The sequence below is a fragment of the Streptomyces sp. NPDC048192 genome (assembly GCF_043202415.1).
In the GTDB taxonomy this organism is placed as follows: domain Bacteria; phylum Actinomycetota; class Actinomycetes; order Streptomycetales; family Streptomycetaceae; genus Streptomyces.
Map to the genome: position 1 here is coordinate 462439 of NZ_JBIDAL010000005.1, position 22321 is coordinate 484759.

A 22321-nucleotide genomic window follows, 5' to 3' on the forward strand; every position below is an offset into this window, starting at 1 on the left:
GGCCTCATCGGCCTCAGGGGTGCATCCGCGCTCCCTTCAGTGTCTTGTCCACCCCGCCCCGCGGGCCGTACACCGCGAGGCCCACCAGGTCCAGCTCCGCGGTCGGTACGGCCCGCACGGCCGCGCGGTTGGCGCCGTCGTGGCCCGTGGCGAACAGGTCGGCCGTGAACACCGCCCGGGGCAGGCCGCGGCGCAGCGCCCGCTCGTGGGCCGCCTTCAGGGTCTCCTTGGAGCCCTCCAGGACCAGCACCGGCTGGCGGAACATGGGCAGGTAGCCGACGCCGTCCGCGTCCTCGTACGGCTCGCCGATCACCTCGGGGACCTGGGTGCCGAGGCCGCTGACCAGGAACGCGGTGACGTTGAGCCGCTGCCAGGGTTCCAGGTCCTCGCGCAGCAGCACGGCGATCTTCGTGTCGAAACGGATGGGTTCAGCGCTCATGGAATGAGACTGCCGGGCGTCGTACGGCCCGGTCTTGTACGTTCTTTGCGTGGCCGCCCGGCAGGAAGTCAGCGCGTGGCGCCCCCGTGTTCCGGGCGTCACCGAGGTCTTCCACGCCCGCTTCACCGAGTACGCCTATCCGATGCACGTCCACGACGCCTGGACGCTGCTGATCGTGGACGACGGCGCCGTACGGTACGACCTGGACCGGCACGAGCACGGCACGCCGCACGACACCGTCACGCTGCTGCCGCCGCACGTGCCGCACAACGGCTCCCCGGCCACCCCGGACGGCTTCCGCAAGCGGGTCGTGTACCTGGACGGCAGCCGGCTCGGCGACGATCTGATCGGGCCCGCCGTCGACACACCGGATCTGCCGGACCCGGTGCTGCGGCGGCGCGTGGGGCAGCTGCACGCGGCGCTGGCCCGGTCCGGGGACGAGCTGGAGGCGGAGAGCCGGCTGACGCTGGTCGGGGAGCGGCTGCGGGACCATCTGCGGCGCCGCACGGATCCGCCCCGGCACCGTCCGGACCCGGTTCTCGGCCGGCGGCTGCGGGAGCTGCTGGACGCCCGGGTGGTCGAGGGCGTGTCGCTCCAGGAGGCGGCGCGGGTGCTGCACGCCCACCCCGCCCATCTGGTGCGGGCGTTCAGCGGCGCCTACGGCATCGCCCCGCACCAGTACCTGATGTCCCGCAGGGTCGGGCGCGCCCGGCGTCTGCTGCTGGACGGGCTGGCGCCGGGCGAGGTGGCCGCGGCCGCCGGGTTCTACGACCAGGCCCATCTCACCCGGCACTTCAAGAGGCTGGTCGGGGTGACGCCGGGCCGCTATCGCGTCAGTTCCCGCTGAGCCTCGTACAGGTTGCGCGGGCGTACGGCGTCCGTGGTGCCGTACAGCTCCAGCCGGGAGTGCAGGTCGCCGGTGAAGTCGGGGACGTCGGTCTGGTCGAACTCGGTGACGGTGTTGAGGCCGACGGTGGCGGAGCGGGGCGCCAGGCCGTCGATCTTCATCAGGCCGGCGCGGCCGTTGGTGACCCTGATGTTCCAGTGGGCGAAGCGGGCGCCGAAGAGGGGGCCGGCGCTTGCGTCCCCGCCGTGCCGGCCGTTGTTGTTCACGGTGATGTCGGTGCGGACGTTCGCGAAGGGCAGGCCGCGGTGGCTGTCGAAGGTGCCCATCTCCATCCGGCCGCGCGACCAGACGTTGTGCGAGGACAGTCCCTCGACGTTGATGCCGTGCAGCTGGGTGCCGGGCGGGGCGGGGACGGTGCGCTGCTCGATGGTGAAGTCCTCGACCAGGTTGTCGTGGGAGCCCTCGCGGCAGAAGTACGGGTGGTGCGAGCCCCGGCCGGCCACCCGGGTGCGGCGCAGGGTGCAGGCGGAGGCGGCGACCAGGCCGAAGCCGTTGTCGACGTCGGTCACCGTGACGTCGTCCACCCAGCAGTCGTAGGCGCACTGCAGGACGACCCCGTTGTAGCCCTTGTCGAGCAGGTGCGGGGACTGCGGGGTGAGCACCGCCCGCAGGGTGAGGCCCTCGACGCCCGATCCGGTCAGTTCGGGGACGTGGGTGGTGAACTGCGGTTTCCACTCGGGCCGGACGTCGAGCGGGAGGGGGCGTTCGAGGGTGACCTTCCGGCCCTGGACGCGGGTGATGCGGACCGGCCACTCGTAGGGGACGTAGGACAGGAGCTTCGTCTTGTCGTCCCAGGTGTACGCCGCCGGGCCGGGGCCGCCGCCCGCCATGTGCTGCAGGAGGGTGTGGGCCGGGTCGTCGGCGAGCCGGAGGAGGACGAGCCGGCCGGGGTGCAATCCCTCGGGATCGGCGACGGTGACCGTCCACGAGCCCCGGGTGGCCGGTTCCACCGCCGTCAGCGCCGTCCACTCGTCCCGCCGGTTGCCGGTCCAGCCCTCGAAGGGCCAGGTCCGGGACCGGATCGCGGCCACCAGCGAGTCCCAGCGGGCCCTGGGCGCCAGCCAGATCAGGCCGCCCGCCCAGGACCAGGACGACTTGTCGCCGCCGTAGCGGGAGCCGTAGACGCCGATCAGCTCGGTGAGGTTCCTGGTCGCGTACAGGGTGGTGCGGCCGCTGCCGGCGCCGCGCAGGACGACGCCCGAGTCGGCGATGCGGATCAGGTCGTCGATGCGGAAGGTGCCGGGCGGGAGGGTGACCGTGCCCCCGCCGGCCCTTCCGGCGGCGGCGAGGGCACGGTTGATCGCGGGCGCGGAGTCGGTGGTGCCGTCGGGGACGGCGCCGTACTCGGTGGCGTCGGCGAAGTGGCGGGGGCGGGGCAGGCCGAGGGCTCCGCCGCGGCAGCCGGCGCGGCCGACGTAGGGGATCTGCGGGTGGGTGAAGGGCGTGCGGCTGAACTCACCCCAGATCTCAGGGACTTGGGGCCGGTCGGCGGCCGCCGCCCGGGCCGTGGCGGTCGCGCCGAGCGCCACGGCCGTGGCCGCGGTCAGCAGGGTCCGTCTCGTGAGGTGTGTGCCGCTCATGTCCACCCGCCCCTTCGTATTCATGAATATGAACGACGTTCAGGAATGCGTTGGCCGTGAGCATGCCACTCCGCACGAGGAGTGGGAAGGGGTCGTGCGGTACGTCAGTCGGTCGGGCGCCCGATCAGGTGCTTGAACGCGTCCAGGTTGCGCGTCGACTCCCCGCGGGACACCCGCCAGGCGTACTCCTTGCGGATGGAGGAGGCGAAGCCCAGTTCCAGGAGCGTGTTGAAGGCGCCGTCGGCCGCTTCGAGGACCTGCCCGAGGAGGCGGTCGATCTCGTCGGGGGTGACGGAGGCGAGCGGCAGGCGCGCGGTGACGTAGACGTCGCCGAGGCGGTCGACGGCGTAACTGACGCCGTACAGCTTGAGGTTGCGCTCCAGGAGCCAGCGGTGGACGCCCGCCTCGTTCTCGTCGGGGTGCCGGATGACGAACGCGTTCAGCGACAGGGAGTGGCGGCCGACGAGGAGGGAGACCGTCGTGGACAGCTTGCGGGTGCCCGGGAGCTTGACCACGTAGTTTCCGGGCTCGGGGCTCTCCCATTCCAGCTCGGCGTCCTTCAGGACGCCTTCCAGGACCTGTCCGGCCTTCTCGACATCACCCATGGTGGGAGCGTACGCGACGGCGGTGCGCCTGAGTCGCGGCCGTGTAGACGTCCGCGGTCTCGGCGGCGGCCCGGTCCCAGCCGAAGCACTGCGCGTGCCGGGCGGCGGCGCGGCCCATCCGGGCGGCCAGGTCCGGCTCGTCGGCGAAACGGCGCAGCACGCGCGCGTAGTCGGCGGGATCGTGGCCGCGGACCAGGAACCCGGTGTCGCCGTCGCGCACCGCCACCGGCAGGCCGCCGACCGAGGCGGCGAGCACCGGCGTGCCGGTGGCCTGCGCCTCTATCGCCACCAGCCCGAAGGACTCGCTGTAGGAGGGCATGACCAGCACGGAGGCGGCCCGGAACCAGTCCGCGAGCTGCTCCTGGCCGACCGGCGGGCGGAACCGCACGACGTCGGCGATGCCGAGCCGGGCGGCGAGCTTCTGCAGCCCCTCCGGCCTGGCGAGCCCGCTGCCGCTCGGGCCCCCGACGACGGGGACGAGGATGCGGGAGCGGAGCTGCGGACGCTCGTCCAGCAGGACCGCCACCGCACGCAGCAGGATGTCCGGGGCCTTCAGGGGCTGTATGCGGCCCGCGAAGAGCGGGATCAGGGCGTCCTGGGGCAGGCCGAGGCGGGCGCGGGCCGCGGCGCGGCCGTCGGCGGGGCGGAAGCGGTCGAGGTTGACGCCCGGGTGGACGACGGCGACCTTCGCGGGGTCGGCGGCGTAGTGCCGCACCAGCTCGCCGGCCTCCTCGTCCGTGTTGGCGATGAGCCGGTCGGCGGCGGCCACGACCTGGGTCTCGCCGATGACGCGGGCGGCGGGCTCGGGGGTGTCGCCGTCGGCCAGGTTGGCGTTCTTGACCTTGGCCATGGTGTGCATGGCGTGCACCAGCGGCACGCCCCAGCGCTGGGCGGCGAGCCAGCCGACGTGGCCGGAGAGCCAGTAGTGGGAGTGGACGAGGTCGTAGTAGCCGGGGCGGTGGCCGGCCCAGGCCTGCATCACGCCGTGCGTGAAGGCGCACAGCTGGGCCGGCAGGTCCTCCTTGGCCAGGCCCTCGTAGGGGCCGGCGTCGACGTGCCGGACCAGCACACCGGGGGCCAGGTCGACGGCGGGGGGCAGTCCGCCGGCCGTGGCACGGGTGAAGATCTCCACCTCGATGCCGTGCGCGGCCAGCCGCTGGGCCAGCTCCACGATGTAGACGTTCATGCCGCCGGCGTCACCGGTGCCGGGCTGGTGGAGCGGGGAGGTGTGCACGGAGAGCATGGCGACTCTGCGGGGCCTGCGGTGCAGCCGGAGCCGTGGCGCGGCCGACGGGGAGCGTCGCCCGAGCCTGCTGACGTACTGGCTCACGTGGCGGTCCTCTCCTTGCTGCGGGCATGCCGGACGGAGGACCGACCTCGCCCTCCGCACAGGTGCAACAGTCCCGGGGGGCCGGGCCATTTCCCGATCACGGCGCTTTACCCAATCATTACCCTCGGTCGAGCAACCGTTCGACGCGCCGGGCCGCCTACCCTCGTACGTATGACAGCCCGCGCCTCCCGCCGGCCCGTGGGAACCATCACGCGCGGGACGACCAACCCCAACCGGCTCCGCCGCATGGACCGCTGGATCGCGGCGACCCACGGCGCCGAACTGCGCCGCGCCCCGGCGCCCCTGGCCGTCGACCTCGGCTACGGCGCCGCCCCCTGGACCGCCGTGGAACTGCTCGGGCGGCTGCGGACGGCCGCGCCCCGCACCCGCGTGACCGGCATCGAGATCGAACCGGCACGGGTCGCGGCGGCCAAGGCGTACGAACGGGAGGGGCTGACCTTCCGGCACGGCGGCTTCGAGGTGCCCGTGCCGGGGCGACCGGTGCTCATCCGGGCCGCCAACGTGCTGCGCCAGTACGACGAGGCCGAGGTCGCCGACGTGTGGGCGCGGCTGTGCGCGCGGCTCGCCCCGGCCGGCGACGGCTCGCGCGGCGGGCTGCTGGTCGAGGGCACCTGCGACGAGATCGGCCGGCGGCACGTGTGGGTCGCGCTCGGCCCGGAGGGGCCGCGGACCGTCACCTTCGCCACCCGGCTCGGCTCGCTCCAGCGGCCCTCGGACCTCGCCGAGCGGCTGCCGAAGGCGCTGATCCACCGCAACGTCCCCGGCGAGCCGGTGCACGCCTTCCTGCGGGACTTCGACCGCGCCTGGGCCGCCGCCGCGCCCTTCGCCTCCTACGGCGCCCGCCAGCGCTGGCTGCGCGCGGTGCGGGACCTGACGGCCGACTGGCCGGTGGCGGACTCCCCCGCCCGCTGGCGGCAGGGCGAAGTGACCGTGGCCTGGCAGGCGTTGGCGCCCCGGAGCTGAATCACCCGTCCGGGGAAGGCGGGACGGAACGAACCTCGCGCGCCGTTCGTCACATCGACGGGGAGATCGTCGGACCGGGGCGGCCACCAGGGGGAGGAGCACATCCGACCCCTGTCGTTTTGCGGCGCAACGTGACACCATCCCCACGGAGTCGTGAAGTTACTGACGGTAAATCAGCTTTGGGGGCATGTGCGATGGGCTGGGGCAAGCGCAGCATCCTCTCGGCCGCCGTGACGGTGGTCTGCGCCGTGACCGTGCTGGGAGTGCCCGGCACGGCCTTCGCCGCCCCGGCGCCCCGCCCGAGCACCTCGCCGACTCCCCCGCCGGGCAAGGACCTCGAGAAGGTCCGCGAGGAGCTCGACCGGCTCTACCACGACGCGGCCGTCGCCACCGACGCCTACAACGCGGCCGAGGAGAAGGCCGAGCAGCAGTCCGCCCGGATCGACGCGCTGACGCAGAAGATCCAGCAGGGGCAGCGGCGGCTCGCCGGGCTCAAGGACCGCGCGGGCGCGGCCGCCCGCGAGCAGTACCGCACCGGGGGCATCCCGCCCACCGCCCAGTTCCTGCTCAGCGACGACCCCGGGCAGGTCCTGGACGGTGCCGGACTGGTCCTGCAGGGCCAGCGGGCCACGAAGACGCTGATGGGCGAACTGGCCGGCACGCAGAAGCAGTTGCGGTCGTACGCCGCCGACGCCGCCGACCGGTGGCGGAAACTGGACGCCGAACGCCGGGCCAAGGCCGCCGCGAAGAAGCGGATCCAGCGGCAGATCGCCGCCGCCGAGAAGCTCGAGTCCCAGCTGGAGAAGAAGGACCGGGAGCGGCTCGCCGAGCTGGAGAAGCAGGCCGCGCTGAAGGCGCAGACGCGCTGGCTGGACACCGGCATCCTCCAGCGGATCCACGGCAAGGCCTCCGCGCAGGGCGAGAAGGCCGTCGCGTTCGCCACCGCCCAGCTCGGCAAGCCGTACGTCTGGGGCGCCGAGGGCCCGAAGGCCTACGACTGCTCCGGCCTGACCTCCCAGGCCTGGGCGGCGGCCGGCCGGCCCATCCCGCGCACCTCGCAGGAGCAGTGGAAGCAGCTCAAGCACATCGACATCACGGACATGCGCCCCGGCGACCTCGTCATCTACTTCGACGACGCCAGCCATGTCGCCCTCTACATCGGCGACGGCACGATCATCCAGGCCCCGCGCCCGGGACGGGACGTGACGATCGCGGGCGCCGGCTCGATGCCGATCCTGGGTGTCGTACGGCCGGACGCGTAGGCCCCGCGGCCGGGCGCCGGGCAAGCCGCGTGACGTACGCCATGTGACCCGCCCCACCGCCAAACCCCGGCCAAACCCCGGCCGGACGTGAGCTTCGTCATTCCCGCCCCTCCGGCGGCCTGTCCAACTGCGGTACGGAACGCGGCATATGACAACGGCCTGCGCGCGAGCGACGCGGCTCACACCATTCCATCGGGGCGCGACCACCCGCTATGGTCCCCGTCGGTGGCATCGAGACCCTCGGCGCCGCCCGTGCCCTCGGGGGGAGGGAAGGAACCCAAGACGATGCCCGTACCCGTACCGCGGCAGAGAGCGATCCCGGCCGTGGAGAGTGGTCAGGCTGAGGCCGCCTCCGCAGTCGGCGGCCCCCTCAAGGAAGAGGCCCACCGCGACGCCGCGCCCACGAGTGGCGGCGGCGCCACTCTCACCCTGCTGCTGATCGAGGACGATCCGGCCGGCTCGCCGATCGTCCCCGACCTGCTGGACTCGGCCGGCAAGCCGATCCGTGTGCGCACCGCCCGCAACCTCACCGAGGCCGAGCGGCTGCTCACCGACGACGTCCACTGCATCCTGCTCGACCTGGCGCTCCCGGCGCCGGGCCGCGGCGACAGCGACGACGAGCTGGCCGTGCTCAGGCACGTGCTCCGGCTCGCGCCCCGGCACGCCGTGCTCGCCCTGACCGCCTCCGGCGACGCCGAGCGCGGCGCCGAGGCCGTACGCGTCGGCGCCCAGGACTACCTCTTCAGGGACGAGCTGGACGGCCGGCTGCTCAGCCGCGCCATCCGGTACGCGGTGGAGCGCAAGCGCTCCGACACCGCCGAGCGGCGGCTGGCGGAGGGCCGGCTGCGCGCCCAGGAGAACCGCCGGCTGGAGCGCGGCCTGCTGCCCACGCCCCTGCTGGAGGGCTCCTCGCTGCGCTTCGCCGCCCGCTACCGCCCCGGCCGCTCCCGGGCGCTGCTCGGCGGCGACTTCTACGACGCCGTGCGCACCCCCGACGGCACCGTGCACGCCATGATCGGCGACGTCTGCGGCCACGGCCCGGACGAGGCCGCGCTCGGCGTGGAGCTGCGCATCGCCTGGCGGGCGCTGACCCTGGCCGGCCTGTGCGGCGACGAACTGCTCGGCACGCTGCAGCAGGTGCTGGAGCACGAGCGGGCCGACGAGGAGATCTTCGCGACCCTGTGCACGGTGGACATCGCGCCCGACGGCCGCCGCGCGGGCCTGTGCCTGGCCGGACACCCGGCGCCGCTGCTCGCCCGCCCCGGCCGGCAGGCCTGCCTGCTGCCCTACGACAACAACGGCCCCGCCCTCGGGCTGCTGCCCGGCGCCCGCTGGCCGCGGATGCAGGTGGAGCTGGGTTCGGAGTGGAGCCTGATGCTCTACACCGACGGTCTGATCGAGGGCCGGGTCGGCGAGGGCGGGGAGCGGCTGGGTCAGGACGGCATGGTCGCGATGATCCGCCGGCAGCTGGCCGAGGGGCTGCGGGGCGAGGAGCTGCTGCGGGCCGCCGTCAGCGAGGTGCGCGAGCTCAACGGGGGCGAGCTGACGGACGACGTGGCCGTGGTGCTGCTGGACCGCGCGCCGTGAGCGGGGTCTCGCCGTAGGGCGTCGCCCGCCGGGCGGCGCAACGGCGGAGAGTCCCTAGCGGCCGCCGTTGTACGGCCCGTAGGGACCGTCGCTGCTGCTGCCGCGCCCGCGGCGGCGGAACCCCTTGCCGCCGGACACCTGCTGGAGCGCCGGGCGGACGTCCACGAAGAAGACGATCGTGGCGACCAGGCCCGCGAGCTGCAGGAACAGCATCGGGACGAAGAGGTTCACGGCGACCGCGATGCCCAGGATGATCAGCCAGAAGCCCTTGTTCTGCTTGTCCGCGGCGCGGTACGCGTCCTCGCGGAAGACGGCCGCCATCACGAACGCCACGATGGCGAGCGCCAGCATGGCGGTGAAGATCAGCCACATCACTCCGCCGACTGCCGTCATCAGCACAATGCCCACCACCCGAGTCGAGTCCGTACAGCCACCGTACCCGTACAACGGGCCGGACACCCCGAAGGTGCCCGGCCCGTTGTGACCTCGCCGTCGCCGGTCACTTCTCCGACGGCGTCGTCTTCTTCGCGGGGGTCGCCTTGCGCGCGGCCGGAGCCTTCTTCGCCGCCGGCTTCGTGTCGGCCTCGGCCTCGGCCGGCTTCGGCTCGTGCTTGATCTCGCCCGGCTCGGGCTTGCCCTCGACGGCGACCGCGATGTCCTCGATCTCCTCGGCGGCCTCGCCGCGCCAGTGCTTCACGGCCTGCTCGCCCTGCTCGGCGACCTTCTCGTAGGCCTCACGGGCCTTGACGGCGTACTCGGCCGCGACGCCGACGCCGCGCAGCGCGAGGTCCTGGGCCTGCTCGCCGAGCTTCTTCAGGTCGACGTCGAGGGTGCCGAGGAACTCGTTGACCTTGCTCTGCAGGGTCTCCTGTGCCTCCTTGGCCCGGGCGGCGGCCTTCTCCTGCACGGCCTTGGGGTCGGTGTTGCGCACGGCCTCGATGCGGGCCGGCGCCTCGGCGCGCAGCTGCTCGACCAGGGCGGGCACCTTCCTGGCCTGCTTCAGGGCGAGGTCGGCGGTGCCGGCGGCGAAGTAGAGCGGAGTCGGGTCGCTGAGGGTCTTGCGCAGGTCGTCGGTGATGGCCATGGTGATCAGGTCCTCCCGGATTCGCGTTCGGCTGAGGTGGTGTGGTCCGCGGTGGTACGGCCGGCGCCCTGGTCCGGTTATCCGGCCGTACGCCGCGGGTCCGCGTCGGCACCGTGTCCGCCGGCCGCGCCGGAGTCCACGCCCGTGTCCTGGGCCGGGTAGCCGGCCTCCTCGCCCGCGACGGGCTCGCCGACCCCGAATCCGTTCTCTTTCCGGAAGGACTCGTAGATCTGGAGCAGCACCTGCTTCTGCCGCTCGTTCAGCGAGGGATCGGCGAGGATGACGGCGCGCGTCTCCACCTCGTCCCGGTCCCGCTCGGCGTCGAGGATCCCGGCGCGGACGTACAGCGTCTCGGCGGAGATGCGCAGGGCCTTGGCGACCTGCTGGAGCACCTCCGCGCTCGGCTTGCGCAGCCCGCGCTCGATCTGGCTCAGGTAGGGATTGGACACACCGGCGGCGTCGGCGAGCTGCCGCAGCGACAGCTGGGCGTTTCGCCGCTGCTCGCGCAGGTACTCGCCGAGATTGCCGACGTTCAGTGATGCCATGCCTCCACCTTGCCCCACCCCCGCTAACAATTGCAAGCATCCGCTTGCAAAAGTCTGTCGCAGTGTCCGGACTCCGCGGCCCGACCCCGGCGGTCAGGACGGCTGGACTTCGTCGAAGAGGGCGAGGGCTTCGGCCGGGTCCGGGCTGACGAGGCGTTCCAGGCCGGCCGTCGTGATCTCGGCCCACCGGCCGGCCCGCGCCCACATCCGTTCCTCGAAGGCGCGGACGGCCTCGTCCAGGTCTCCGGGAGCGGCGGCGACGGACTCGGCGAGTTCGGCGCCTTCCAGCAACGCGAGGTTCGCGCCCGCGCCCAAGGGGGGCATCAAGTGGGCGGCGTCGCCCAGGAGCGTCACCCCGGGGACGTGGGTCCAGGTGTGGGACACGGGCAGGACGTACAGGGGGCGGTGGACGAAGGCGGTGCCGTGGCGCAGGAGGTCCAGGACGGGAGCGGCCCAGCCGTCGAACAGGGCCAGCAGGCTGGAGCGCACGGCATCGGCGTCGGACAGGTCCAGGCCGGCGTGCCAGTCCAGCGGCGCACGGAACTGGACGTGCACCTTGACGTGGCCGCCGCTGTTGCGCTGGGCGACCAGGGAACGGTTCGCGCCGTACACGGCCACGCAACCGTCGCCGATCAGCTCGGCGAGGCCGGGATGGCGGGTGTCGACGTCGTCGAGGGAGGTCTCGAGCGAGGTGACGCCGGTGTAGTGCGGCGCCACCGGCGAGAGCGCCGGGCGGGTCCGGGACCACGCGCCGTCCGCGCCGACCACGAGGTCGTACGCCTCCTGCCGCCCGTCCGCGAACCGGACCAGCGCGCCGCCCCCGGTCTCCGGCACCACCTGCGTCACGCTCCGGCCCCACTGGACGTCGAGTCCGCCGAGCAGCAGGTCACGCAGTTGCCCGCGGTCGATCTCGGGATTGGCCCGGTCGTCCGGACCCGGCCGCCAGTCGCGCAGGACGGTCCCGTCCGTGTCCAGGATGCGCATGGCCTGCCCCTCGGGACGGGACAGCGCCCGGAACCCCGCCAGCAGCCCCGCCTTGTCCAGCGCGAGCTGGCCCATCCCTTCGTGCAGGTCCAGCGTGCCGCCCGGGGGGCGGGCGTCGGGGGCGGGATCCCGTTCGAGGACGGCGACGGGGTGGCCGTGGCGGTGCAGGACACGGGCGAAGGCGAGGCCGCCGGGGCCAGCCCCGACCACGGCGATACGATGTCTCATGCCGATACACTGTATTTCGCCAATACGCTGTATCGCAACGGAAACGGTGCAACCCATGACTGTCTGGGACCGGCCCGAGCCACCGGCTCGCCCCGTGCCGCTCGACCGGGAGCGGATCGTCGCCGCCGCCGTGGCGCTGGCCGACGAGGGCGGACTGGAAGCGGTGTCGCTGCGCAAGGTCGCCGCCCGGCTGAACGCCGGCCCGATGCGGCTGTACGGCCACATCTCCACCAAGCAGGAACTGTTCGACCTCATGGTGGACGAGGTCCAGGCCGAGATCCTCCCCGAGGAGCGGCCCGGTGACTGGCGGGAGTCACTGCGCCTCCTCGCCCACCGCACCCGGCAGGCCGCTCTGCGCCACGAATGGCTGGCCGACCTGCTCGGCGGCCGCCCGGCCCTGGGCCCGAACGGCCTCGCCGTGACGGAGGCCAAGCTGGCCGCCCTCGACGGCCTTGCCGACGTCGACACCGTCATGCGTGCCGTGGAGACCGTCAGCGCCTACGTCATCGGCGCGGTCAGGCGTGAGATCGCGGGCCTGCGGGCCGAGCGCGCCACGGGCCTGTCCGAGCGCGACTGGCAGCGCGCCTCCGGCCCGCACGTGGCCAGGATGCTGGCCACCGGCCGCTTCCCGGCGCTGGCCAAGGCCGTGCACGACGGCACGGACGTGGACGCCGGGACGTCCTTCGCGACGGGCCTGGACTGGGTCCTGGACGCCGTGGCCACCAGACTCACCCGGCCCCCGGCGTGACGCCCGGCTCGTGACACCACCCGGGAAGCGGAGCCGTCGGTCGCGGCCCGCCATGGTTCGCCTCACCGGAGACGGGGCAATCCCTCACCCATGCGCCCCGACGACTGGCACCTCACCGAAGACGTCGACGACTTCCTCGCCCGCGCGGGGGACTTCCTGCGCTCACGGCCCGGTGCGCACGTCATGGCGCTGACCTGGGCGGAGAGGGTGCGCAGGCGAGGGGCGGAGGCGTTGTGCGCCCGTAAACCCGTCTTCGGCGTGCTGGAGCCGGCGGGCGAGGTGCAGGCCGCCTGCTACCGGCTCCCGCCGCGAGGGCTGGGCCTGACCCCGCTCACCCCCGAGCAGGCCGACGCCCTCGCCGCCCGGCTGGCCGGCCTCGGGCACCGGCTGCCCTCCGTCGGCGCGGACCACGCCGGCGCCACCGCGTTCGCCGAGGCCTGGCGGCGGCACACCGGCGCGACGGCGAGCCCGCGCGGCCCGCGGCTGCGGCTGTACCGGCTCGGCACGCTGACCCCGCCAGAGCCGATGCCTGCCGGGCGGGCCCGGATCCTGGGCGAGGAGGACCTCGAAGAAGCCGCCTTCTGGTGCGGCGCGTTCGCCGAGGCCGTCGGGGAGGACGTGTCCGTCGACGCCGGCACGTGGGCCGGCACCCGCTTCGCCGACAAGCGCTACACGCTCTGGGAGACCCCGGACGGCGTCCCCGTCTCGGTGGCGGGCATGAACCCGCTGATCGGCGGCCAGATCCAGGTGGACGTCGTCTACACCCCGGCCCACCTGCGCGGCCGCGGCTACGCGGAGGCCGTGACGGCGGAGGTGAGCCGGGCGGCGCTGGCCGCGGGCGCACGGGACGTCGTGCTGTTCGCCGATCTGTCCAACCCCGCCAGCAACGCCCTCTACCAGCGCCTCGGCTATCGCACGCTCGCCGACTGGGCGGTGTACGACTTCACCTGACGGCAGTGCCGACCGGTCGGGCGCGAGCACGGCGCCGGATGCGCGCGTGGGAGACCGCCCGGGAAAACGTCAGAATCGGAGAAGCGCCGGCCGCACCGGCCCGGTTACGGTGACCGCCATGGACGACGCCATCGCACCGCACGCCGCCGACCGACACGACCTGATCCGGGTGCACGGCGCCCGGGAGAACAACCTCAAGGACGTCAGCGTCGAGATCCCCAAGCGCCGGCTGACCGTGTTCACCGGTGTGTCCGGCTCGGGCAAGAGCTCCCTGGTGTTCGACACCATCGCCGCGGAGTCGCAGCGGCTGATCAACGAGACGTACAGCGCGTTCGTGCAGGGGTTCATGCCGACGCTGAACCGGCCCGAGGTCGACGTGCTCGACGGGCTGACGACCGCGATCATCGTGGACCAGCAGCGGATGGGCGCCGATCCCCGCTCCACCGTCGGCACCGCCACCGACGCCAACGCGATGCTGCGCATCCTGTTCAGCCGGCTCGGCAGGCCCCACATCGGCTCACCGAAGGCGTTCTCCTTCAACGTGGCCTCGATCAGCGGCGCCGGCGCGGTCACCGTGGAGCGCGGCGGTCAGCAGATCAAGGAGCGGCGCAGCTTCAGCATCACCGGCGGCATGTGCCCGCGCTGCGAGGGCCGCGGCACGGTCACCGACCTCGACCTCACCCAGCTCTACGACGACTCCCTCTCCCTCAACGAGGGGGCGCTGATGATCCCCGGCTACAAGACGGGCGGCTGGAACTACCGGCTCTACACGGAGTCCGGCCTCTACGACCCGGACAAGCCGATCCGGAAGTTCACCAAGCGGGAGCTGCAGGACTTCCTGTACAAGGAACCGACCCGGATGAAGATCGCGGGCATCAACATGACCTACGAGGGTCTGATCCCGCGGATCCAGAAGTCGATGCTCGCCAAGGACAAGGAGGGCATGCAGCCGCACATCCGGGCGTTCGTGGACCGTGCGGTCACCTTCACCGTCTGCCCCGACTGCGAGGGCACCCGGCTCACCGCGGCGGCCCGGTCCTCCAAGATCGAGGGCGTCAGCATCGCGGACGCGTGCGCGATGCAGATCAGCGATCTCGCCGAGTGGGTGCGGTCGCTGTCCGAGCCGGCGGTCGCGCCGCTCCTGGCGTCCCTGCGGCACACCCTCGACTCGTTCGTCGAGATCGGCCTCGGCTATCTCTCCCTGGACCGCCCGGCGGGCACCCTGTCGGGCGGCGAGGCGCAGCGCGTGAAGATGATCCGCCACCTCGGCTCGTCCCTCACCGATGTCACGTACGTCTTCGACGAGCCGACGATCGGCCTGCACCCGCACGACATCCAGCGGATGAACGAGCTGCTGCTGCGGCTGCGCGACAAGGGCAACACCGTGCTGGTCGTGGAGCACAAGCCGGAGGCGATCGCGATCGCCGACCACGTCGTCGACCTCGGTCCGGGCGCCGGTACGGCGGGCGGCACCGTCTGCTTCGAGGGCACCGTGGAGGGGCTGCGGGCCAGTGGCACCCTGACGGGGCGTCACCTCGACGACCGGGCCGCGGTCAAGGACACGGTCCGCAAGCCGACGGGCGCCCTGGAGATCCGCGGCGCGAGCACGCACAACCTGCGAAGCGTCGACGTCGACATCCCGCTGGGCGTGCTCTGCGTGGTCACCGGTGTGGCCGGCTCCGGCAAGAGCTCGCTGGTGCACGGCTCGATGCCGGCCGGCGCGGACGTCGTGTCGATCGACCAGACCCCGATCCGCGGCTCGCGGCGCAGCAACCCGGCGACGTACACCGGTCTGCTGGAGCCCGTCCGCAAGGCGTTCGCCAAGGCCAACGGGGTCAAGCCGGCGCTGTTCAGCGCGAACTCCGAGGGCGCCTGCCCGAACTGCAACGGCGCCGGGGTCGTCTACACCGACCTGGCGATGATGGCGGGGGTCGCGACGACCTGCGAGGAGTGCGAGGGCAAGCGGTTCCAGGCCTCGGTGCTGGAGTACACGCTGGGCGGGCGGGACATCGCCGAGGTGCTGGGGATGCCGGTGACCGAGGCGGAGGAGTTCTTCGCCGCCGGCGAGGCACGGGTCCCGGCGGCCCACAGGATCCTGGAGCGCATGTCCGACGTCGGCCTCGGCTACCTCACCCTGGGCCAGCCGCTCACCACGCTCTCCGGCGGCGAGCGGCAGCGGCTGAAGCTGGCCACGCACATGGCCGACAAGGGCGGCGTGTACGTCCTCGACGAGCCGACGACCGGCCTCCACCTGGCCGACGTCGAACAGCTCCTCGCCCTCCTCGACCGCCTGGTCGACTCCGGCAAGTCGGTCGTCGTGGTCGAGCACCACCAGGCCGTCATGGCCCATGCCGACTGGATCATCGACCTCGGCCCCGGCGCCGGCCACGACGGCGGTCGCGTCGTCTTCGAGGGCACCCCGGCCGACCTGATCGCCGCCCGGTCGACCCTGACGGGGCAGCACCTGGCGGCGTACGTGGGGGCGTGAGGGGCGCCGCCGAGCCGCCCGGGTCAGAACGGCAGCGGGCGGGAGTGGACCACGTCCAGGCGGGAGACCGCGCGGGTGAGGACCACGTACAGGCGGTGGGCGCCGCGGGGCTCCGCCTCCGCCACCGCCGCCGGTTCCACGGCGACGACGTGGTCGTACTCCAGGCCCTTCACGAGGCTCGCGGCGACCACGGTCACGCGGGCGCCGAGCGCGTCCGGGCCGGCCGGGTCGAGGCCGGCCGCCGTGAGCGCGTGCCGCACGGCCTCCACGTCCGCGTCGGCGGCCACGACGCCCACCGAACCCTCGTGGGCCAGTGCCTCGCGCACCGCGGTCACGGTCGTGCCCGGCACGTCGCCGGTCGGCCGGATGCGCACCTCGCCGTCGCCGCGCAGGGAGGTGGCGGCTGGGACGCGGACGTCCAAGCGGGGCAGGAGCCGGTTGGCCAGGGCCACGACCGCCGCCGGCACCCGGAAACCGGTGGTCAGCGGGACCACCGCCGCGTCCGGCCGGCCCAGGTGGCGCAGCTGCACCGACCAGTCGCGGGCGGCCCACGCGGTGGTGCCCTGGGCGAGGTCGCCCAGCACGGTCAGCGAGCCGAAGGCGGCACGGCGGGCGATGGCCCGGCACTCCATGGGGGACAGGTCCTGCGCCTCGTCGACGACGATGTGGCCGTAGCCCTCCGGGTGCTCGATCAGGCCGGAGAGTTCGTCCAGGAGGACCAGGTCGGCGGGCGACCAGCGGGCCGACTTGTACGAGCGGGGCGCGCGGGGCCACAGCAGGGCCGCCTGCTCGTCCGGGTCCAGCAGGCCGTCGGCGGAGCGTGCCAGCTCGCCGGCGTCCGTCAGGAGCCGCGCGAGCACCTCTTCGGGGCGGACCTTCGGCCAGACCCGGTCGAGCTGCTCGGTGAGCGGCCGTGCCCGTTCGACGCGGCGCACCCAGGCGGCGGGCAGCACCCCGGCACGGCGTTCGGCGCGCTCGCGCAGCCGCCGTACCACCCGGGTGCGCACCCGCTCGCGGCCGACGGCGTACGGCGGTTCCTCGGCCCGCACCTCGGCCACGATCCCGGCGAGTTCGGCGGCGGACACCCGCCACCGGTAGGAGCCGTCCGGTACGGCGAGGTCGGTGACGCCGTCGGTGGTCACGCGCGCGTACAGCGCCCGGCGCAGCACCTCGGCCATCCGGGCGTCGTGTTTGACCATCGCGGCGGCCGGAGAGTCACCACCGGTGGCCGGGTGGCGGGCGATCTCCTCCAGCAGGGTCGACTGGCGTACGCCGGTCTCGCCGAGCGCGGGCAGCACCTCGGCGATGTAGCGCAGGAAGGTGCGGTTGGGGCCGAGAATCAGCAGCCCGGCGCGCTGGAGCCGCTTGGGGTGGGTGTAGAGCAGGTAGGCCGCGCGGTGCAGGCCCACCGCGGTCTTGCCGGTGCCGGGTGCGCCCTGGACGCAGACCGAGTCGGTGAGGGCGGCGCGGACCAGGTCGTCCTGTTCGGGCTGGATGGTGGCGGCGATGTCCCGCATGGGTCCGACGCGCGGCCGCTCGATCTCGCGGGCCACGATGTCGCTGGTCCGCGACTCGCCCCGGCCCAGGTGCTCGTCCTCCAGGCCGGTGAGGTCGGCGGAGTCGCCGGTGCCGCCGGGCGCCCAGCCGAACCGGCGCCGTACCTCGACGCCGCGCGGGTCGCGGGCGCTCGCCTGGTAGAAGGCGCGGGAGACGGGGGCCCGCCAGTCGACGACGAGGGGCGGGGCGGCCGGGTCCTCGGTGATCCTGAGCCGGCCCAGATGGTAGTGCTGCCCGCCGTGCTCGGGGTCGCTGCCGGCGAAGTCCAGCCGGCCGAAGAACAGCGGGCCGGGCGGGAGTTCGCGCAGCGCCTTGGCCTGGCTGCGCAGCCGGTAGCCGAGCACCTCGGCGTCGGCGCCCGAGGCGGAGACGTCCTCGCCGATGACGACCTGCTCGGCGGCGCCCTCGACCATCGCGGCGAGGGCGGCACGGCAGGCGTCGTGGTGGGCGCGCTCGGCGTGCAGGGTCTCGGTGAGACGGGGGTCGAGTGACGTCATGGCGCCAGGGTACCCTTGAAACGTTACCGAGTTACATTTTTAACCATGTCTCATTAGCCAAGTCTCATTCACTCCGCCCCAGCTGCGGCAGCCCCGCCGCCAGCCGCCGGAACGCCCGCTCCGCGGCCCGTACGGCATCGGGTTCCACGTCCTCGACCCGCTCCCCCGCCGCGATCCGGCGCCAGTTGTCCTGGGCGAGGATCCGCTGCACGGCGACGATCTGCCCGGCGGCCAGCCGCGCGTCCAGGCCGCCGCCGAGCGCCTCGGCGAGCGCCGCCTCCGACCGCTCCAGATGGGCGTACGCCCGCGCCACGAGGGCGGGGGTGCCGTAGAGCAGGGTGTGGAAGGCGAGCACCTGGGGGTGGGCGTTCAGCCCGGTCACCGGGTCGCGCCGCTCCAGCCCGGCGAGGAAGTGCCGGCGCAGCGCGTCGACCGGGTCCGCCGCCCCGGCCACCACCCGCGCGGCCTCCGTCTCGTGGTCGGCGATCCGGTGCAGGACCAGGTCCTCCTTGGCCGGGAAGTACCGGAAGAGCGTCGGCTTGGAGATGCCGGCCGCCGCCGCCACCTCGGCCACGGACACCGCGTCGAACCCCCGCTCCAGGAAGAGCCGTACGGCGGTGTCCGACACGTCCTGGTACATCCGCCGCTTCTTGCGCTCCCGCAGCCCGATCTCCTCACCCATACCGCCGAGCCTACGCACCGCCGCGGGCACGGAGCCCCGGGCGGGGGCCCTGCCTCAGGCCGGCACTCCGCGACGCCGGCCGGGCCGCCTGGCCGGCGCCCACAGACAGTCGAAGTGCGACCACACGTTCAGATCGGTCCGGTTCCGAGCAGCAGCAGCCGGGTGACCAGCGGCTGCCCGAGCGGAGTCAAGTACCTCCCGCCGGACCGGAGTCCGGTCCCGACATGGTCTCCCTAGGCCAGGGCGCGGGCAAGATAGGGGTTTGCCGTGGGGCGGACGGGCAGGCCCAGGGAGCCCTTGGCCGCGGCCAGGGTCATGGCGTAGGAGTCCACGGCGCGGCGGACGTTGGGGGCGTCCAGGCTCGCGCCGGTGACCAGGCGGTCGAGGTCGACGTAGGCCGAACGGACGATCTCGATCCACCGGTAGACCCGCCAGTCCTGCTGCCAGTCGCGGGTGTACTCGGGGGGCATCAGGGCCTCCCAGCGGCGGAACATCCGGTCCCGGATCTCCGGCCGGGTCGGCGTCAGATGCATGTGCCGGACCAGGTCGTACAGGGGGTCGCCGACGGTCGCCAGCTCCCAGTCGATGAGGGTGAGCGCCAGGGCGTCGTCGCGGCGCACCAGGTTCCAGGGATTCAGGTCGCCGTGCAGCAGGGTCGGCTTGCGCGGGCTGACGCCGTGCCGGCACAGCATCTGCCGCAGCCGGTCCGCCTCGGGCAGGCCGAGGAGGCGGGCCAGCTGCTGCGACTCCTTGGGCAGATCCCTGACCAGCGCGACGAGCTGGTCGGCCAGCCAGCCGTAGAAACCGAAGTCCCGCTCGGCGGCGGGGTCGAGCTTGGTGTAGTCCACGGCCCTCAGCGCACAGAGCTGGTCGACCAGCCGGTCCGCCTCGTGCGGGAGCAGGCCGTGCACCGGGTGCTCGGGCGGCCGGTTCGTGTCGAGCGGGCCCTCGTAGGTGTGGATGGCGAAGCTGTCCTTGCGGAACTTCCCGGGATAGCTCTCGCCCAGAGCGAGAACCCGCGGCGCCGCCACCGCGACCCCGGAGTCCTCGATGGCCCGCAGCACCGCGTGCTCGCTGAGAAAGCTCCGCTCCCGCCGGCAGACGTTCGCCACTTTGCGGCGCACCACCACGGGGAACCCGATTCCGGGCACCCGGACCACGGAGTTCAGGTGCGCCGTTCCCTTGAACACCCGTCCGGCCGGTGCGGCGCCCTCCGCGTGCAGTGCCGCGTGGACGGCCGCGTAGGGGAAGTCCCGGTGTTCGGGCACCCGCTTGTCCGGCGTCCAGGAGGGCGTGACGAAAGCGGAGAACAGACCCGTGCGCGCCTTCCCCCGCGAAATGCGCCAGCGGAACAGGACCCGCTCGATCTCCGCCGCACTGGGCAGGCTGCGCAGGTTCAGCGGTTCCTGGGCCGCCTCCAGGGCGCGGCGCACCTCCCCCGTGGCATGGTCCAGCCCCTTCTGGTCGAACGCCTCGTCCAGGGAGATCGCGGCGCGCATGACGTCCGGGTACACCGACTGGGCCCGCTCGAAGGCGATGTAGTGCCGCAGGTCCTTGGCCAGTCCGTTGACCGCCCCCGGGCGGATCACCTGGATGGCCTCGGCCCAGGCGTCGATCACCTCGGACCACTGGTGTCTCGGATACCGCATCCGCACCAGATGGGTCGCCAGGTCGTGCAGCGGGTCGCCGTACGTCGCCAGCTCCCAGTCGACGCAGATCAGGGGCGGGTCCCCGGCGTACGTCACGATCAGGTTGTCGCTGTGCAGGTCGGCGTGGAGCAGGCTGTACGGCCGGCGCGCCATCGGCGGCACCCGTTCGGCCAGGCGGAGCAGCGCGTCCTCCGGGATGCCCAGCGCCGCGAACAGCCCGCCGAACGCCCGCCAGTTGGGCCGGCGGATCTGCTGGTCGGCGAGGCGCGCCAGCGTCTGCAGAAAGCCCTGGCTGTCCTGGTCGTTGCTGGGCCAGGCGGCCGGCAGCGGCGGCAGCGCGCCCCGGCGCACCTGGGCCATCCGGGCGAGCAGCCCGGCCAGCGCCTTGATTAGCAGCGTGTCGACGGGCTTGCCGTCGGCGCAGACGCTGGACAGCGGCACGCCCTCCATGTAGCGGTGGATGGCGAACCCGTCCCCCTCGGCGAGGCACTCGGGCACATGCGGCAGGACGCTCTTGACGGCCCGTACGATCTCCGCCTCGTTCGCCCACGTCCTGATCACCACCGGCAGTGCCTCGGCGCGCCGGATCCGTACGAGCACCGACGTCCCGGGCTCCAGTCCGAGGAGCTGCGCCATACGGGCGGTGGGCGCGATCCGGTAGTTCAGGTTGTGGTGGCCGCTGCTCATCTCGCCCTCTCGTGTGGCGAGATGCACGAATCTCTCGTACAGCGCGGGCACTGTGCCCGGTCCGGCGCGTTCCCCACGGAAGAGGTGGGGAACGGGAGGTGCGCCCACTGGCCGCTCCGAGATGCTCGCGCTGGTGGAAAGTATGGCAAACGATAAACGCGGGGGTCTTTCCCCACGACCGGAACCGTGGCCGAGTAGCCACAACGGGTGTGTCTGGCGCTCGTCGCGTATCAGGCCGCACCGGGTCGGCTCGATTGCCGTCCCGTACGTAAGAACGGAAGCGATTGCTCACGCGGTGCGCGCATGCTACAGCACCGCACTCGACGCTCTCTCGAACGGCGTGGCCTACTGCGGCGCGGACGTGGCGGCCTCGTCCGTCAGCAGCTCCCAGGTGGCCTCGAACCAGGTCGTCATGCTGTCCACGAAGGTGGTTCCCGGCGAGTCCGGCCGGCCGTCGCGGACGTGGTGGGTGAGGGTGGCGCCGAGCCCGAGGACGTCCACCGCGGCGACCTCCTCGCCGGTGTCGAGCAACACCGGGCGGACGATCGGGATGTACGGGCCGTGCAGCACCTCGGAGCGGTTGATCACGTACAGCTTGAACAGCGGCGCGACGGGGGCGTGGCGGAACTCGTACTCCACCGAGGTGACGAGCCCCTCGCGCCGTAGCTCGCCGAGGACCTTGCCGAGCGAGGCGACGTGGGTCTCGGCGATGCCGCGCAGCCGGGTCCGCAGGCGTGCGTCGTCCTTGCCGTCCACCGCCCGCGGGTACGGCAGGGCGTCGATCGCGGACGGCAGGATCAGGCGCAGCGCGATCCGCCGGGGCGCGATGACGCCGGCGCGGATGCGCTCGGCCTGCAGATGGATATGGGTGTCCAGGCTCTCCGACGTCAGGGTGTAGATGTCCATGGTGACCTCGGGCTGCTCGAACGCCTCGGCGATCAGCGGCCCGAGGGTCAGCTGGCGCCGGGACCTGCTCGCCCGGGGCGTCGGGGAGTGGACGCGCTGGTTCCTGACCACGCGTGAGCCCTTGCCCTGCCGGGACTCGATCCAGCCCTCGCTGCGCAGCACCCGCAGGGCCCGCTGCACGGTGTCCCGGGAGACCTCGAACTCCTTGGCCAGCACCGACTGGGTGGGCAGATACCCGTCCACCGGATAGAAGCCGTCGGCCAGCCGCGCCCGCAGTTCCTCCGTGATCTGGAGGAATCTGCGGCCGTCGGTCTCGTCGTGCCGCTCCGCCGCCACACCGGGTACGTACCTCCGGCGCACCGGCGGCAAACCCGTGCGGGCAGTCAACCAGACAAGTCAACTCGCCCGTTACTGGATCTAGTTGGCCGGGCATGCTGCCACAAGCAGTCAAGTTGGGCAGTCAACCGTGCAAGGCCGGGCGGTTGACCGGTTGCCGGGACCCGCGGGGGAGGAAGCCGTGACGATCCATGTGCTCGGGTTCGACGTGCAGATCGACGACCTGACACAGGTCCTGCTCTGGGCCGCGGGCGCGGTGGCGCCGCTGGCGGCGTGGATACGCGG

General features: G+C 73.1%; 19 protein-coding genes. 7 read left to right on the forward strand and 12 right to left on the reverse strand.

Going from position 1 to position 22321, the window contains the following annotated elements:
• Positions 1 to 13: 13 nt before the first annotated feature.
• Complete coding sequence (locus ACGFZN_RS12915; protein WP_393858490.1) at positions 14 to 439, reverse strand: DUF2000 family protein; 426 nt, start codon at positions 437 to 439, stop codon at positions 14 to 16.
• Between the two features lie 49 nt (positions 440 to 488).
• Between ACGFZN_RS12915 and ACGFZN_RS12920 the strand changes: the two genes are divergently transcribed.
• On the forward strand, positions 489 to 1286 hold the full coding sequence (locus ACGFZN_RS12920) for an AraC family transcriptional regulator (RefSeq protein ID WP_393858491.1): 798 nt from the start codon (positions 489 to 491) through the stop codon (positions 1284 to 1286).
• On the opposite strand, the gene ACGFZN_RS12925 is transcribed toward ACGFZN_RS12920, so the two are convergent.
• The 3 genes from ACGFZN_RS12925 to mshA all read right to left on the reverse strand — a co-directional run bounded on the left by ACGFZN_RS12925 (position 1265) and on the right by mshA (position 4861).
• Positions 1265 to 2926: a glycosyl hydrolase family 28-related protein gene (locus ACGFZN_RS12925; protein WP_393858492.1), complete on the reverse strand. Its 1662-nt coding sequence runs from the start codon at positions 2924 to 2926 to the stop codon at positions 1265 to 1267. The genes ACGFZN_RS12920 and ACGFZN_RS12925 overlap by 22 nt on opposite strands.
• 104 nt (positions 2927 to 3030) lie before the next feature.
• Positions 3031 to 3531, reverse strand: a complete 501-nt coding sequence (locus ACGFZN_RS12930) for a YbjN domain-containing protein (protein ID WP_393858493.1) — start codon at positions 3529 to 3531, stop codon at positions 3031 to 3033.
• Positions 3524 to 4861 (reverse strand): D-inositol-3-phosphate glycosyltransferase, encoded by a 1338-nt coding sequence (gene mshA, locus ACGFZN_RS12935; RefSeq protein ID WP_393858494.1) that lies wholly within the window; start codon positions 4859 to 4861, stop codon positions 3524 to 3526. The genes ACGFZN_RS12930 and mshA overlap by 8 nt, the downstream gene beginning before the upstream one ends.
• A gap of 171 nt (positions 4862 to 5032) precedes the next feature.
• Between mshA and ACGFZN_RS12940 the strand changes: the two genes are divergently transcribed.
• From ACGFZN_RS12940 to ACGFZN_RS12950, 3 genes are all read left to right on the forward strand, one after another.
• Positions 5033 to 5845, forward strand: a complete 813-nt coding sequence (locus ACGFZN_RS12940; RefSeq protein ID WP_393858495.1) for a class I SAM-dependent methyltransferase — start codon at positions 5033 to 5035, stop codon at positions 5843 to 5845.
• 194 nt (positions 5846 to 6039) lie between these two features.
• A complete protein-coding gene (locus tag ACGFZN_RS12945; protein WP_393858496.1) occupies positions 6040 to 7107 on the forward strand; it encodes an NlpC/P60 family protein in 1068 nt (355 codons plus the stop codon).
• A 285-nt stretch (positions 7108 to 7392) separates the two neighbouring features.
• Positions 7393 to 8694, forward strand: a complete 1302-nt coding sequence (locus ACGFZN_RS12950; RefSeq protein WP_393858497.1) for a PP2C family protein-serine/threonine phosphatase — start codon at positions 7393 to 7395, stop codon at positions 8692 to 8694.
• Positions 8695 to 8748: 54 nt separating this feature from the next.
• Here the strand turns inward: ACGFZN_RS12950 and ACGFZN_RS12955 are convergent, their stop codons facing one another.
• The 4 genes from ACGFZN_RS12955 to ACGFZN_RS12970 all read right to left on the reverse strand — a co-directional run bounded on the left by ACGFZN_RS12955 (position 8749) and on the right by ACGFZN_RS12970 (position 11535).
• Entirely contained in the window at positions 8749 to 9087 is a 339-nt protein-coding gene (locus ACGFZN_RS12955) for a DUF2516 family protein (RefSeq protein WP_393858582.1), read from the reverse strand.
• Between the two features lie 106 nt (positions 9088 to 9193).
• A complete protein-coding gene (locus tag ACGFZN_RS12960; protein WP_393858498.1) occupies positions 9194 to 9778 on the reverse strand; it encodes a hypothetical protein in 585 nt (194 codons plus the stop codon).
• Between the two features lie 77 nt (positions 9779 to 9855).
• Positions 9856 to 10323, reverse strand: coding sequence for a helix-turn-helix domain-containing protein (locus ACGFZN_RS12965; protein WP_393858499.1), 468 nt, complete (start codon positions 10321 to 10323; stop codon positions 9856 to 9858).
• A gap of 93 nt (positions 10324 to 10416) precedes the next feature.
• Entirely contained in the window at positions 10417 to 11535 is a 1119-nt protein-coding gene (locus ACGFZN_RS12970; RefSeq protein ID WP_393858500.1) for an FAD-dependent oxidoreductase, read from the reverse strand.
• Between the two features lie 55 nt (positions 11536 to 11590).
• Between ACGFZN_RS12970 and ACGFZN_RS12975 the strand changes: the two genes are divergently transcribed.
• From ACGFZN_RS12975 to ACGFZN_RS12985, 3 genes are all read left to right on the forward strand, one after another.
• A complete protein-coding gene (locus ACGFZN_RS12975; RefSeq protein ID WP_393858501.1) occupies positions 11591 to 12283 on the forward strand; it encodes a TetR/AcrR family transcriptional regulator in 693 nt (230 codons plus the stop codon).
• A gap of 90 nt (positions 12284 to 12373) precedes the next feature.
• Entirely contained in the window at positions 12374 to 13234 is an 861-nt protein-coding gene (locus ACGFZN_RS12980) for a GNAT family N-acetyltransferase (RefSeq protein ID WP_393858502.1), read from the forward strand.
• Between the two features lie 118 nt (positions 13235 to 13352).
• Positions 13353 to 15722 (forward strand): ATP-binding cassette domain-containing protein, encoded by a 2370-nt coding sequence (locus ACGFZN_RS12985; protein WP_393858503.1) that lies wholly within the window; start codon positions 13353 to 13355, stop codon positions 15720 to 15722.
• A gap of 23 nt (positions 15723 to 15745) precedes the next feature.
• On the opposite strand, the gene ACGFZN_RS12990 is transcribed toward ACGFZN_RS12985, so the two are convergent.
• The 4 genes from ACGFZN_RS12990 to ACGFZN_RS13005 all read right to left on the reverse strand — a co-directional run bounded on the left by ACGFZN_RS12990 (position 15746) and on the right by ACGFZN_RS13005 (position 22036).
• The gene (locus ACGFZN_RS12990) at positions 15746 to 17776 is read right to left on the reverse strand and encodes a HelD family protein (RefSeq protein WP_393858504.1); all 2031 of its coding nucleotides are present in this window, start codon (positions 17774 to 17776) and stop codon (positions 15746 to 15748) included.
• Between the two features lie 64 nt (positions 17777 to 17840).
• Complete coding sequence (locus ACGFZN_RS12995) at positions 17841 to 18458, reverse strand: TetR family transcriptional regulator (RefSeq protein ID WP_393858505.1); 618 nt, start codon at positions 18456 to 18458, stop codon at positions 17841 to 17843.
• A 233-nt stretch (positions 18459 to 18691) separates the two neighbouring features.
• Complete coding sequence (locus ACGFZN_RS13000) at positions 18692 to 20794, reverse strand: phosphotransferase (RefSeq protein ID WP_393858583.1); 2103 nt, start codon at positions 20792 to 20794, stop codon at positions 18692 to 18694.
• 345 nt (positions 20795 to 21139) lie between these two features.
• The gene (locus ACGFZN_RS13005; RefSeq protein ID WP_393858506.1) at positions 21140 to 22036 is read right to left on the reverse strand and encodes a GntR family transcriptional regulator; all 897 of its coding nucleotides are present in this window, start codon (positions 22034 to 22036) and stop codon (positions 21140 to 21142) included.
• Between the last annotated feature and the right edge of the window lie 285 nt (positions 22037 to 22321).

What these genes read in the sequence shown, in the direction of transcription:
- ACGFZN_RS12990 (WP_393858504.1), bottom strand. Translation starts at nt 17,776, where the DNA reads ATGACGTCACTCGACCCCCGTCTCACCGAGACCCTGCACGCCGAGCGC.
- ACGFZN_RS12965 (WP_393858499.1), bottom strand. Translation starts at nt 10,323, where the DNA reads ATGGCATCACTGAACGTCGGCAATCTCGGCGAGTACCTGCGCGAGCAG.
- ACGFZN_RS12950 (WP_393858497.1), top strand. Translation starts at nt 7,393, where the DNA reads ATGCCCGTACCCGTACCGCGGCAGAGAGCGATCCCGGCCGTGGAGAGT.
- ACGFZN_RS12945 (WP_393858496.1), top strand. Translation starts at nt 6,040, where the DNA reads ATGGGCTGGGGCAAGCGCAGCATCCTCTCGGCCGCCGTGACGGTGGTC.
- ACGFZN_RS12985 (WP_393858503.1), top strand. Translation starts at nt 13,353, where the DNA reads ATGGACGACGCCATCGCACCGCACGCCGCCGACCGACACGACCTGATC.
- ACGFZN_RS12925 (WP_393858492.1), bottom strand. Translation starts at nt 2,926, where the DNA reads ATGAGCGGCACACACCTCACGAGACGGACCCTGCTGACCGCGGCCACG.
- ACGFZN_RS12980 (WP_393858502.1), top strand. Translation starts at nt 12,374, where the DNA reads ATGCGCCCCGACGACTGGCACCTCACCGAAGACGTCGACGACTTCCTC.
- ACGFZN_RS12970 (WP_393858500.1), bottom strand. Translation starts at nt 11,535, where the DNA reads ATGAGACATCGTATCGCCGTGGTCGGGGCTGGCCCCGGCGGCCTCGCC.
- ACGFZN_RS12960 (WP_393858498.1), bottom strand. Translation starts at nt 9,778, where the DNA reads ATGGCCATCACCGACGACCTGCGCAAGACCCTCAGCGACCCGACTCCG.
- ACGFZN_RS12995 (WP_393858505.1), bottom strand. Translation starts at nt 18,458, where the DNA reads ATGGGTGAGGAGATCGGGCTGCGGGAGCGCAAGAAGCGGCGGATGTAC.
- ACGFZN_RS12955 (WP_393858582.1), bottom strand. Translation starts at nt 9,087, where the DNA reads ATGACGGCAGTCGGCGGAGTGATGTGGCTGATCTTCACCGCCATGCTG.
- ACGFZN_RS12940 (WP_393858495.1), top strand. Translation starts at nt 5,033, where the DNA reads ATGACAGCCCGCGCCTCCCGCCGGCCCGTGGGAACCATCACGCGCGGG.
- ACGFZN_RS12975 (WP_393858501.1), top strand. Translation starts at nt 11,591, where the DNA reads ATGACTGTCTGGGACCGGCCCGAGCCACCGGCTCGCCCCGTGCCGCTC.
- ACGFZN_RS13000 (WP_393858583.1), bottom strand. Translation starts at nt 20,794, where the DNA reads ATGAGCAGCGGCCACCACAACCTGAACTACCGGATCGCGCCCACCGCC.
- ACGFZN_RS12915 (WP_393858490.1), bottom strand. Translation starts at nt 439, where the DNA reads ATGAGCGCTGAACCCATCCGTTTCGACACGAAGATCGCCGTGCTGCTG.
- ACGFZN_RS12930 (WP_393858493.1), bottom strand. Translation starts at nt 3,531, where the DNA reads ATGGGTGATGTCGAGAAGGCCGGACAGGTCCTGGAAGGCGTCCTGAAG.